Genomic DNA, 10,996 nt, shown 5'->3' with positions numbered 1-10,996 from the left:
GCGCAGGCCAGCAGCCGGGTGCCCCCGGTGGCCGGGCCGGTGGCGAGGGCGCTCAGCCAGGTGCCGGCGGGCGCGGGGCCGAGCAGGGCGAACGGGGCGGACGCGGGGCCGAGCCGGGCGGCGAGCGTGGGGCGGAGCGGGGAGAGCGTGGTGAGCGCGGCGCCGAGAGAGGCGAGCGCGGTGAGCGCGGCACCGAGAAGGGAGAGCGCGGTGAGCGCGGCGCAGAGCGTGGTGAGCGCGGAGAACGGGGAGCCGAGCGGGGCGAGCGTGGGGCCGAACGCGGCGAGCGCGGTGGCGGTCGCGCCGAGGCCCGGGGCGCCGTCTCGCGCCTCGACACCACCCGGCGCACCGAGTTCCGCCAGACCATCGTGCGCTCCGGTGTTCGGCCGCTGACGGGGGTCAACTTCGCCCTGCGCGCCGGCGTCGCGGTGCCGCGCTCGGTGACGCTGCACGCCCTGCCGCCGGCGATCCTCACCCTGGTCCCGGCCTATCGCGGCTTCCAGTACGTGCTGGTCGGCGACGACATCGTCATCATCGATCCCGACACCTACGAGATCGTGGACGTGATCCCGGCCTGAGGCCGGCCGCGCCGGCTCAGGCGCGCTGCCTGAGCCGGAGCACGAACACCGCGAGCTCGGATTGCCGCGATACCCCGAGCTTGGCGAAGACCTGGCGCAGCTGCGAGCGGGCGGTCTCGTGGCGGATGCCCAGCGCCTCGGCCGCCTGCACCAGGGAGCGCGACCCGTCCATCAGCAGGGCGAGGCGGGTCTCCGCCGGCGACAGCCCGAGGGCGGCGAGACGGTCGCGCTCCCGGGCCTCGTCCGCGGCGCTGCCGCGCAGCACCACCAGGGCGAGCTGGTCCGGCACCAGCAGCCGCGCCATCCCGACGACTCCGCGCAGGTCCTGGCGCAGCCCGATCGCCGTGACCTGCCAGCGCGTCGCCCCGATCCGGACCGGCCCCTGGGTCGCCGGGAGAACGGCGGGCCCCGGCACGCCGCCGCAGGCGAGCGCCACCTCCCGGGCCACGGTCTCGGCCAGCCGCGGGTCCCGCACCTGCACACGGTCGAGGGCGCCGACCCGCAGGACCGTCCCTTCCGCGAGGAGGTCGTGGCCGGCCCGGCTCGCCTCGACGAGGCGCAGGTCGCGGGTCACCACGAAGGCCGGGTCGGCCACCCGCTCGAGCAGCGTCTCCCCGGGCCCGCGGGCGGCGCCCGGGGAGAAGCAGGCCCGGTTGGTCTCGATCGCCCGGCGCATCCGCGGCCCGATCCGCGCCATGACCTCGCCGAGCCGCCCCTGCTCGCGCGCCGCCCGCGCCTGCTCGTGCTGCAGGTTCAGCACTGCCAGGCGGCCGTCCGCGTCGAGGAGCTTGATCCCGCTCGAGGCCGTCATGCCGCCGAGCCGCGACAGCCAGTCGGTGTAGAACTCCGTGTGGTGCAGCGTGGCGGCCGGCATCCGCTCCTCGGAATGCATCGACACCATCTCGGGCGTCGACAGGATCACCGAGATCCACGGGTTCACCGCGCCGTAATGCGCCTCGTAGGCGGCGACGTCGGCCGGGTCCCAGCCCCAGTGCACGAGGGGCAGCCCGGTCCCGGCGGCGGCGTCGACGACCTGGAGCACCGGCCAGATGCCGGGCATGAGCCGGCCGATCGTGGCCATCACCCCGTCCCAGGCGCCGGGGTCGCAGGCGGCGTGGTCGATCGCGAGGCCGATTTCCTCGCTCACCGCCCGCAGGCGCTCCGCCTCGCCCATCGCCGCCGACCCCGTCCGCCCGGGGCCGTCGCCCCGGGGCGGAAACGGTGTCACGCGGGCGCGGCAATTGTCCAGGCTACCGATGCATTGCGGGCTCCGGCGCCCGTTCTTCGAGCAAGGCGCGGCTTGCTCGCGCTGGCGCGCGCGACTAGGGTCCGGCCCGCTCGAAGACCCGGACGGCCAGGACCCTGCCCGACCGGGCGTCTTTCACAGGTTCTGGAGTCGATCATCATGGGCTTTCTGGCCGACGCCCTCTCGCGCGTGAAACCCTCCGCCACCATCGTGATGACCCAGAAGGCGCGGGACCTGAAGGCCCAGGGGCGCGACGTCATCAGCCTGTCGGTCGGCGAGCCGGATTTCGACACGCCCCAGCACATCAAGCAGGCGGCGGTCGAGGCCATCGCCCGCGGCGAGACCAAGTACCCGCCGGTCTCCGGCATCGTCCCGCTGCGCGAGGCCATCGCCAAGAAGTTCAAGCGCGAGAACGGTCTCGACTACAAGCCGAGCCAGACCATCGTCGGCACCGGCGGCAAGCAGGTGATCTACAACGCGCTGCTCGCCACCCTGAACCCGGGCGACGAGGTGGTGATCCCGCGGCCCTACTGGGTGTCCTACCCGGAGATGGTCGGCCTGTGCGGCGGCACCCCGGTCTTCGCCGACACCACGATGGCGACGAACTTCAAGCTCCAGCCCGAGGAGCTGGAGCGCGCCATCACGCCGAAGACCAAGTGGGTGATCCTGAACTCGCCCTCGAACCCGTCGGGCGCCGCCTACAGCCACGCCGAGATGAAGGCGCTGACCGACGTGCTGGTGCGCCACCCGCACGTCTGGGTGCTCACCGACGACATGTACGAGCACCTGGTCTACGGCGACTTCACCTTCGTCACCCCGGCCCAGGTCGAGCCGGCGCTCTACGAGCGCACGCTGACCATGAACGGCGTCTCGAAGTCCTACGCCATGACCGGCTGGCGCATCGGCTACGCCGCCGGCCCCGAGCAGCTGATCAAGGCGATGGACTTCGTCCAGGGCCAGCAGACCTCGGGCGCGGCGACGATCTCGCAATGGGCTGCCGTTGCCGCCCTCGACGGGCCGCAGGACCACCTGGCCGAGTTCCGGGCGGCGTTCCAGGTTCGGCGCGACCTCGTCGTGTCGATGCTCAACCAGACCAACGGCCTGCGCTGCCCGACACCGGAGGGTGCGTTCTACGTCTACCCGTCCTGCGCCGAGCTGATCGGCAAGCGCACCGAGTCGGGCAAGGTGATCGAGACCGACGAGGATTTCGTCACCGAGCTCCTGATGGCCGAGGGCGTCGCCTCGGTGCACGGCTCGGCCTTCGGCCTCGGGCCCAACCTGCGCATCTCCTACGCGACCTCGAACCAGCTGCTGGAAGAGGCCTGCCGCCGCATCCAGCGCTTCTGCGGCTCGCTGCGCTGAGCGCGCCGCGCTGCAGGATGGCGGGATGAATCGACACGGCGGGCCAAGTCCCCGCCGGGTTTTTTGCCCCCGGGCTCTTGGCGTCCTCCGGTCAAGGGCACGGGGCAGGCGCGTTTCGACGCAAGGCCGCCGCCCGCATTCCGGTTGCCCCTCCGGCCCGGTCTGTCCTACACGGACCGTCCTCGATGCCGGCGCGCCCGGTGGCTTCCGGAACCCGTCCGGGCTGTGCGGCAAAGAGGTCGGCGATGACGGGGTGGGGCGGACCAGTTCTCTGCAACTCATTCCTGTGAGGCTCAGTGGGCCGAGCAGTCGCCGGAGCGTCAGGGTTCCGGGGAACAGGAACCGCGATCCTGGCGCAAGGCCCACCAGACTTGTCCCGCCGGCCTCGCCCACTCTCCCGATGTGGGACGGCCCGCCCCGGGACCGTGAAGGCCGCCCGTTAAGTCCTGTGGCTCAAGGATGTCGGGACGGGCCGGATTGCCGGCCGCACACCGATCGTGGGTCTCGACCAGCCATGTGGCGCCTCCTCCTGGGTGGAATCAAAGTCATCATCGCGATCGCGGCTCTGACCACGGCGGCGAACTGGATCGCGGTACGCGAGCAAGACCGCGCGCCCGGCCCGGCCCTCGCCTCCGTGGTCGATCCGGCGACGACCGGCGCCATCGCGCCCCGCCGCGCCGACAAGGCCTACGACCAGCGCGGCCTCGGCCGGCTGATGTCCGAGGCCGCCGGGGAGGGGAAGCGGCGCTGATCGCCGAGGGCGCCCGGCGATGCGACGGCCGGCGCGCCTCGACCATGCATGACGCCCTGAATGGGCGCGCCTTCAGCGCCCATGATGCCTTGGAAAGGCGCGCCTTCAGCGCCCATGGTGCCCTGAAAGGCGCGCCTTCAGCGCGCCGGGGCGGCCCCGGCCCAGCCCGGCACCGGGAAGGCCCGGTCGTAGGCGAGGTTGAACAGGAACGCGTAGGCCACGTAGAAGGCCGCGATCGCCAGATCCATGACCAGGGCCTCGAGCAGACCGATGCCGAGATACCAGGCGATCGGCGGCAGCAGGATCACCAGCAGCCCGGCCTCGAACAGCACCGCGTGCCCTACGCGCAGCGGCAGGCTCTTGCGCGTATGGCCCTTGAGCCGCTGCATCGCGTGGTCGAAGCCCAGGTTGTAGACGTAGTTCCACGCCGTCGCCGTCACGGCGCTGCCGATCCCGATCACCCCCATCGCGGAGGCGTGCAGGCCGAACGCCAGCGTTCCGAGTGGGATGATGAGCGCGAGGCCGATGACTTCGAACAGGATGGCGTGGCGGATGCGGTCGCGCGTGCTGCGCATGGTGGCGGTCCCGGTGCGGTGATGGATGCGCCGCGTTCTATCTGCGATGCTCCCGGTCGCAAGTTGGGACATATCGGGAAATCGGATAGATGACGGTCTCGCTCGATCAGCTCCAGGCCTTCGTGGCGGCGGCCGAGGCCGGCTCGTTCTCCGGTGCGGCCCGGACGTTGAGGAAGGCGCAGTCGGCCGTCAGCGTGCAGGTCGCGAATCTCGAGGCGGATCTGGGCCTGGCGCTGTTCAGCCGGGCCGGCCGCAACCCGGTGCTCACCCCGGCCGGCGAGCGTCTGCTCCAGGAGGCGCGGGTCGTGCTCGATCGGCGCGAGCACCTGATCGGCGTGGCGAGCAGCCTGGAGCAGGGGATCGAAAACCGGCTCGTCGTCGCCATCGACGAACTGTATCCCGAGCACGCGCTCGGCGCCCTCTTCGCCGAATTCGCCCGGGCCTTCCCGCACGTGGAACTGGAGCTGCTCTTCCCGCTGATGGAGGATGTCAGCCGCATGGTGCAGTCGGGCGCCGCCGACCTCGGGGTGATGTGGCGCCAGGAGGTGCTGCCGACGGAGCTCGGCTTCCAGACCATCGGCTGGGTGCCGCTCAAGCTCGTCTGCGGCCGCGACCATCCGCTCGCCAAGGCGCGGGTGGAGTGGGAGGAGCTGAAGCGCCACCGCCAGATCCTGGTCGCCGCCCGCAGCGACGGGCCGGAGAAGCGCCGCCTGCGGATCGCCGCCGAGGTCTGGTGGGTCGAGAGCCACTGGGTGATTCTGGAGATGGTCAAGCACGGGATCGGCTGGGCCTTCGTCACCGACCACGTCATCGCCGCCTCGCTCACCGCGCCCTACCTCGTCACGCCGGACCTGCAATTCGACGAGGGCGACTGGCCGGTTGCGCTGGAACTCGTCTGGCACAAGCAGCGCCCCTGCGGCCCCGCCGCGGCCTGGCTGCGCGACCGCTTCGCGGCGGAGCGGATCGGCGGGGAGGGCGGCGGCAGGGTCGGATGAGGGTCGGATCCACCGTCGCGAAAGCTCTCGATCGTCCGTCCGGGCTTCGCCGGCACGGACGCGGAGTGGCGAGAAGGCGAGAACCTACCGCCCCAGCACCACCAGCCACCCCGGCACCCCGGCCCCGTTCTGGCGCCGGATCTCGGCCGGTTCCAACACAGACACCATCAGCCCCGCCTCGGCCGCGTCGTCCCGCACCGTCGCGACGCCGTGAGCGTAGCGCCCGTCGGGGCCGAGCACGGCGCCGTGCGCGCCCGGATGGCCCTGGACCGTGAAGGCGAACAGGCCGCCGGGTGCGAGCACCCGGGCGGCCTCGCGCAGCACCGGGCCGATCTCGCGCAGGTAGATGAACACGTCGGCGGCCACCAGGAGGTCGGCGCTCGCCGCGGGCTCGGCGGCGAGGAAGCCCCGCAGGTCGCCCTCGTGCAGGCGGGCGTAGCGGCCGGTGCGGCGCGCCTCGGCCAGCATGCCGGGTGAGAGGTCGACGCCGACGAGGGTTCCGGCGAGGCCGTCGAGCGCCGCGGCCATCAGGCCGGTGCCGCAGCCGAGGTCGAGCACGGTGGCGAAGCGGGCGTCGGGGCCCCGCAGCCGCTCCAGGGCCGCCCGGATCAGGGCCGGGCCGCAATAGCCCAGGCCCTCGACGAGGTGGCGCTCGAAGCGACCCGCGTAGCCGTCGAACAGGGCCCGCACGTAGGCCGGCGAGATCGCCTCCGCGTTCGCCGCGCCGTCGGCCTCGCCGAGCTCGGCGAGGTACAGCCGGGCGCCGAGCGGGTCGTCGGGATCGAGGGCGAGCGCCGCCCGGAACGCCGCCGCGGCCGCCTCGCGCTGCGCCGGATCGGGCATGCGGGCGCGGCCGAGCAGCAGCCAGGCCGGGGCGTAGCCGGGGGCGATCTCCAGCACCTGGGCGGCGAGGTCGGCCGCGGCCTCCGCGTCGCCCTCGCCGAGGGCCGCCTCCGCCCAGGCGTAGCGGCGGTCGGCGAGGAGGTCGCCGGAGGAGCGGGTGGGGGCGGGCATCGCGGCGGGGGTCTCGGGATCGCGGGACGGACGGGAAGGACCGCCTATATACCCGGCTCCGCAGCCGAGAAGAGGCTAGTCCTCCGAAACGAGGGTCAATGGCGCCGCGCCCCACCGACCTCCTCACCCTGACCCGCGAGGGGCTCTACTGCCCGCCGGGCGATTTCCACGTCGATCCGGTCCGCCCGGTCCCGCGCGCCCTCATCACCCACGGCCATGCCGACCACGCCCGGGCCGGCCACGGCGCCGTTCTGGCGACGCCCGAGACCCTGCGGATCATGGCGGTGCGCTACGGCGAGGAGTTCTGCCGCACCCGCCAGGAGGCGCGGCTCGGCGAGGAGATCCGGCTCAACGACGTCACGGTGCGCTTCCATCCGGCCGGCCACGTGCTGGGCTCGGCCCAGATCGCGATCGAGCAGGGCGGCTGCCGGATCGTCAATTCGGGCGACTACAAGCGGGCGCGGGATCCGACCTGCCGGCCCTTCGAGGTCGTGCCCTGCGACGTGTTCATCACCGAGGCGACCTTCGGCCTGCCGGTCTTCCGCCACCCGGAGGCCCGCGACGAGGTGCGCCGCCTGCTCGATTCGGTCCGGCTGTTTCCCGAGCGCACCCACATCGTCGGCGCCTACGCGCTCGGCAAGGCGCAGCGGGTGATGGCGCTCCTGCGCGAGGAAGGATTTTCCGACCCGATCTACCTGCACGGCGCCATGGAGAAGCTGACCGACCTCTATCGCCGCGAGGGCATCCACGTCGGCGAGACGATCAAGGTCGTGGCGGCGGAGCGGCCGAAGCTCGGCGGCAGGATCGTGCTCTGCCCGCCCTCGGCGATCCAGGACCTGTGGTCGCGAAAGTTTCCCGATCCCGTCACCGCCTTCGCGTCGGGCTGGATGCAGGTGCGGGCCCGCGCCCGCCAGAAGGGCGTCGAGCTGCCGCTCATCGTCTCCGACCATTCGGACTGGGACGACCTCTGCCGCACCATCAAGGACACCGGAGCCGGCGAGGTCTGGGTCACCCACGGCCAGGAGGACGCCCTGGTCCATTGGTGCGAGACGCAAGGGATCCGGGCCAAGCCCCTGCACATGCTAGGCTACGGCGACGAGGGCGAGGCGGAGCCGGAGGGCAAGGTCGAGGAAAACAAGTCCGAGGAGAAGAGGTCCGAGCAGGGCGAGGCGGACGACACCAAGCCTGAGGATGCAGAGCCCCGGGATGCCGAGCCGGAAGCGGGCAAGCCCGGCACCGCCAAGCCCGCGAGAGGCCGCGCCCGGAAGACCAGGGCCAAGGAGAGTGCGGCGTGAACGACTTCGCCCATCTCCTCGACCGCCTCGCCTACGAGCCGCGCCGCAACGCCAAGCTGCGCCTGCTCCAGGACTTCTTCCGGCACACCCCCGACCCGGACCGCGGCTACGCGCTCGCCGCCATGACCGGCTCGCTCAGCTTCCGCGAGGCCAAGCCCGGCCTGATCCGCGGCCTCGTCGAGGCCCGCGTCGATCCGGTGCTGTTTCGCCTGTCCTACAACTACGTCGGCGACCTCGCCGAGACGACGGCGCTGATCTGGCCCAAGCGCGACGGCAGCCCGGGCCCCGGCCACAACAACCCGCCGGTCCCGACCCTGTCGGAGGTGGTCGAGAGCCTCGCCACCATCGGCAAGAGCGAGCTGCCGGCCCGGCTCGCCGCCTGGCTCGACGCCCTCGACGAGACCGGGCGCTGGGCGCTCCTCAAGCTCATCACCGGGGAATTGCGGGTCGGCGTCTCCGCGCGGCTCGCCAAGACCGCGGTGGCGAGCCTCGGCGGCCACGAGGCCGATGCGGTCGAGGAGGTCTGGCACGGGCTGCAGGCGCCCTACCCGGAACTCTTCGCCTGGGTCGAGGGAAGGACCGGGCCGCCGGAATCGATCAACCCGGCGCCGTTCCGCCCCGCCATGCTCTCGCACCCGATCGAGGAGGAGGCCGACCTCGACAAGCTCGACGCCGAGGCGTTCTCGGCCGAATGGAAGTGGGACGGCATCCGCGTCCAGCTCGCCGGCGGGCGCGACGGCGAGGGGCGCCAGGTCCAGAAAATCTATTCGCGCACCGGCGAGGACATCTCCGGCGCCTTTCCCGACCTCGCCGAGGCGATCACCTTCTCGGGCGCCCTCGACGGCGAGTTGCTGATCCTGCGCGACGCGCGGGTGCAGAGCTTCAACGTGCTGCAGCAGCGCCTTAACCGGAAGACGGTGACGGGCAAGCTGCTGCAGGATTTCCCCGCCCATGTCCGGGCCTACGACCTCCTGGCCGAGAACGGCGAGGACCTGCGGCCGCTGCCGTTCAGCGAGCGCCGGGCGCGGCTCGAGCGCTTCGTCGGCGGGCTCGACCACGCCCGCATCGACCTCTCGCCCCTGGTGCCGTTCGCCGACTGGGCGGCGCTCGCCGCGGCCCGGGCCGACCCGGCCTCGGTCGGGGCGGGGCCGGACGCCGACGCGATCGAGGGCGTGATGCTCAAGCGTGTCGTCAGCCCCTACCAGCCCGGCCGGCCGAAGGGCCCATGGTGGAAGTGGAAGCGCGAGCCCTACCGCGTCGATGCCGTGATGATGTACGCCCAGCGCGGACACGGGAAGCGGTCGTCGTTCTACTCCGACTACACGTTCGGGGTCTGGCGCGAGGCGCCGGACGGGGCCGAGGAGCTGGTGCCGGTCGGCAAGGCCTATCACGGCTTCACCGACGAGGAGCTGGCCAAGCTCGACCGCTACGTCCGCAACCACACCACCAAGCGCTTCGGCCCGGTGCGGGAGGTAGAGTACGGCTTAGGCAAAGGGCTGGTGCTGGAGATCGCCTTCGAGGGCGTGCAGCGCTCGACCCGGCACAAGTCCGGCGTCGCGATGCGGTTTCCCCGCGTCAGCCGCATCCGCTGGGACAAGCCGACCGCCGAGGCCGACCGGATCGAGGCGCTCGAGCGCATCCTCGCCCGCGGCGAGACGGAAGTGCATCCGGGACGGGAGATCACCGAATGAGACGCGTCGAGATGCTGGCGAGCGGCCCGGTCACCCGCCAGGCGAGCGGGCGCCTCGTGGTCGAGACGCGCGGCCAGGGCTTCACCGAGATCACCGCGGAGGTCGCGGGCTTCGTGCGCGAGGCGGGCCTGCGCCACGGCCTCCTGACGGTGTTCTGCCGTCACACCTCGGCCTCGCTGACGATCCAGGAGAATGCCGACCCGGACGTGCGCACCGACCTGATGACCGCCCTCGACCGGCTGGCGCCCCGCGACGTGCCCTACGTCCACGGCATCGAGGGGCCGGACGACATGCCGGCGCATATCCGCACCCTCCTGACCGACGCCGCGCTGACGATCCCGCTGGTCGAGGGGCGGCTCGCGCTCGGCACCTGGCAGGGGATCTACCTGATCGAGCACCGCGACCGGCCGCACCGGCGCGAGATCGTGCTGCACCTCGCCGGGGCGTGAGCGGTTCGCGAGGGGATCGGCCCGCGCCAGCCTGTCCCGGGGGCGGCGCTCGCCATGAGTTTCGCGGGCGGCAGGGAAGGTCGAGCAAGGCACAGAATCGGCCGTCCCCGCCCGATCCGCCGTCGTGTCGGGCCTTGGCGTGCCGAGGCGCCGGCGCCGTTCGTGGCGGATGATCTGCAACATGTCCCGACTGTACGATCGGCCGCGCCGCCCTCGACGTGTTTCCGCGGATCGAATCGCGAGCCTCAGTTTCCGCAGATCGTCGGCTTCCGGAAACGTGGCATTTTATTGCCGTTCCGCGCGCTTGTGTGAGTTATGATTCGCAAAATCCTATCCTAAAGAAATATTCGATTGGCATATTGCGCTGCACAAAAAGCTATGTTCTTTTAAATCAAATTCGATCAATCGATGGGGAATTGCGATGTCGGCCCTGAAATATTGTGCACTGTCTCTGTTCGTCTTGTCGGCTGGTTCGGCGCATGCGCAGGATCGTGCATCCTCCGTCACCGTCTTCCCGCCGATCATGCGCGAGATGGCCCGCGAGACTGCGGTCGTGCGGCCCTGGGCCGAACTCGCCACGACGCCCCAGCCGGTCCCGGCCGCTCCCCGGCGGACCGCGCCCCAGCCCGAGCTGGTCGCGCGCGGATATGTCGAGCCGGCCGCGGCCGCCCGCACCGGCGCGCTCGACTGAGCTTCGCCGGCACTGACGATTTAGGAGAATGCCAACCCGGACGTCTGCGCCGACCCGATGACTTTTCTCGACGGTCTGGCGCCACGTCACGCGGGTACGTCCACGGTAGCGAATGTTTGGGCGACATACTGGCGCATATCCGCACTCTGTTCACCGACGTGGCGCTAATGATTCCGCCGGTCGAGGGGCGCCTGGCGCTCGACACCCGGCGGGGCATTTATCTGATCGAGCATCGCGACCGGCCGCGTTGGCGCGAGATCATATCATTGCTTTTTGAAAGCGAAATAATGTAAATTCCTGGGTGCAAGTGACATAAGATGCTGGCGCATCGGACCGTTAAGCTATATCA

Annotated in this window: 12 protein-coding genes and 1 pseudogene; 9 read left to right on the top strand and 4 right to left on the bottom strand. The window is 71.5% G+C overall.

Going from position 1 to position 10,996, the window contains the following annotated elements; translation table 11 throughout:
- Positions 1-452, bottom strand: a 452-nt coding sequence (locus HPY23_RS24700; RefSeq protein WP_200649686.1) for a hypothetical protein, incomplete at its 3' end; no start/stop codon positions are given.
- On the opposite strand from HPY23_RS24700, the gene HPY23_RS24695 reads away from it, so the two are divergent.
- Entirely contained in the window at positions 369-578 is a 210-nt protein-coding gene (locus HPY23_RS24695) for a DUF1236 domain-containing protein (protein ID WP_329618827.1), read from the top strand. The genes HPY23_RS24700 and HPY23_RS24695 overlap by 84 nt on opposite strands.
- 16 nt (positions 579-594) lie before the next feature.
- Here HPY23_RS24695 and HPY23_RS24690 read toward each other — a convergent pair whose 3' ends face one another.
- The gene (locus HPY23_RS24690) at positions 595-1,725 is read right to left on the bottom strand and encodes a helix-turn-helix transcriptional regulator (protein ID WP_139234934.1); all 1,131 of its coding nucleotides are present in this window, start codon (positions 1,723-1,725) and stop codon (positions 595-597) included.
- Between the two features lie 258 nt (positions 1,726-1,983).
- Here HPY23_RS24690 and HPY23_RS24685 point away from each other — a divergent pair, with 258 nt between their 5' ends.
- Together HPY23_RS24685 and HPY23_RS24680 are read left to right on the top strand one after the other, a co-directional pair.
- Positions 1,984-3,186, top strand: a complete 1,203-nt coding sequence (locus tag HPY23_RS24685) for a pyridoxal phosphate-dependent aminotransferase (RefSeq protein WP_091885216.1) — start codon at positions 1,984-1,986, stop codon at positions 3,184-3,186.
- 514 nt (positions 3,187-3,700) lie between these two features.
- On the top strand, positions 3,701-3,937 hold the full coding sequence (locus tag HPY23_RS24680) for a hypothetical protein (RefSeq protein WP_060845697.1): 237 nt from the start codon (positions 3,701-3,703) through the stop codon (positions 3,935-3,937).
- Positions 3,938-4,074: 137 nt separating this feature from the next.
- On the opposite strand, the gene HPY23_RS24675 is transcribed toward HPY23_RS24680, so the two are convergent.
- The gene (locus HPY23_RS24675; protein ID WP_091885219.1) at positions 4,075-4,512 is read right to left on the bottom strand and encodes a PACE efflux transporter; all 438 of its coding nucleotides are present in this window, start codon (positions 4,510-4,512) and stop codon (positions 4,075-4,077) included.
- 89 nt (positions 4,513-4,601) lie between these two features.
- On the opposite strand from HPY23_RS24675, the gene HPY23_RS24670 reads away from it, so the two are divergent.
- Positions 4,602-5,507, top strand: a complete 906-nt coding sequence (locus HPY23_RS24670) for a LysR family transcriptional regulator (RefSeq protein WP_091885222.1) — start codon at positions 4,602-4,604, stop codon at positions 5,505-5,507.
- A gap of 84 nt (positions 5,508-5,591) precedes the next feature.
- Here the strand turns inward: HPY23_RS24670 and HPY23_RS24665 are convergent, their stop codons facing one another.
- Positions 5,592-6,521, bottom strand: coding sequence for a class I SAM-dependent DNA methyltransferase (locus HPY23_RS24665; RefSeq protein ID WP_091885225.1), 930 nt, complete (start codon positions 6,519-6,521; stop codon positions 5,592-5,594).
- 98 nt (positions 6,522-6,619) lie between these two features.
- Here HPY23_RS24665 and HPY23_RS24660 point away from each other — a divergent pair, with 98 nt between their 5' ends.
- From HPY23_RS24660 to HPY23_RS24640, 5 genes and pseudogenes are all read left to right on the top strand, one after another.
- Positions 6,620-7,816 carry a ligase-associated DNA damage response exonuclease gene (locus HPY23_RS24660; protein ID WP_091885229.1) on the top strand — a complete coding sequence of 399 codons (1,197 nt, stop codon included), beginning with the start codon at positions 6,620-6,622 and terminating at the stop codon, positions 7,814-7,816.
- Positions 7,813-9,507 (top strand): cisplatin damage response ATP-dependent DNA ligase, encoded by a 1,695-nt coding sequence (locus HPY23_RS24655; RefSeq protein ID WP_091885232.1) that lies wholly within the window; start codon positions 7,813-7,815, stop codon positions 9,505-9,507. Before HPY23_RS24660 ends, HPY23_RS24655 begins: the two co-directional genes overlap by 4 nt.
- On the top strand, positions 9,504-9,956 hold the full coding sequence (locus HPY23_RS24650) for a secondary thiamine-phosphate synthase enzyme YjbQ (RefSeq protein WP_060845702.1): 453 nt from the start codon (positions 9,504-9,506) through the stop codon (positions 9,954-9,956). Before HPY23_RS24655 ends, HPY23_RS24650 begins: the two co-directional genes overlap by 4 nt.
- A gap of 421 nt (positions 9,957-10,377) precedes the next feature.
- Positions 10,378-10,647, top strand: a complete 270-nt coding sequence (locus tag HPY23_RS24645; protein ID WP_236012470.1) for a hypothetical protein — start codon at positions 10,378-10,380, stop codon at positions 10,645-10,647.
- 24 nt (positions 10,648-10,671) lie between these two features.
- A pseudogene (locus HPY23_RS24640) lies at positions 10,672-10,940 on the top strand (YjbQ family protein); the annotation flags it as partial.
- Between the last annotated feature and the right edge of the window lie 56 nt (positions 10,941-10,996).

This window comes from Methylobacterium ajmalii, assembly GCF_016613415.1.
In the GTDB taxonomy this organism is placed as follows: domain Bacteria; phylum Pseudomonadota; class Alphaproteobacteria; order Rhizobiales; family Beijerinckiaceae; genus Methylobacterium; species Methylobacterium ajmalii.
Note: the sequence above shows the minus strand (reverse complement) of the source record. Positions and strands in the feature narration are given on the sequence as shown.

Bases quoted from the DNA above. Each gene is read 5' to 3' on its own strand.
- HPY23_RS24675 (WP_091885219.1), bottom strand. From the start codon at position 4,512: ATGCGCAGCACGCGCGACCGCATCCGCCACGCCATCCTGTTCGAAGTC.
- HPY23_RS24645 (WP_236012470.1), top strand. From the start codon at position 10,378: ATGTCGGCCCTGAAATATTGTGCACTGTCTCTGTTCGTCTTGTCGGCT.
- HPY23_RS24650 (WP_060845702.1), top strand. From the start codon at position 9,504: ATGAGACGCGTCGAGATGCTGGCGAGCGGCCCGGTCACCCGCCAGGCG.
- HPY23_RS24685 (WP_091885216.1), top strand. From the start codon at position 1,984: ATGGGCTTTCTGGCCGACGCCCTCTCGCGCGTGAAACCCTCCGCCACC.
- HPY23_RS24665 (WP_091885225.1), bottom strand. From the start codon at position 6,521: ATGCCCGCCCCCACCCGCTCCTCCGGCGACCTCCTCGCCGACCGCCGC.
- HPY23_RS24670 (WP_091885222.1), top strand. From the start codon at position 4,602: ATGACGGTCTCGCTCGATCAGCTCCAGGCCTTCGTGGCGGCGGCCGAG.
- HPY23_RS24680 (WP_060845697.1), top strand. From the start codon at position 3,701: ATGTGGCGCCTCCTCCTGGGTGGAATCAAAGTCATCATCGCGATCGCG.
- HPY23_RS24660 (WP_091885229.1), top strand. From the start codon at position 6,620: ATGGCGCCGCGCCCCACCGACCTCCTCACCCTGACCCGCGAGGGGCTC.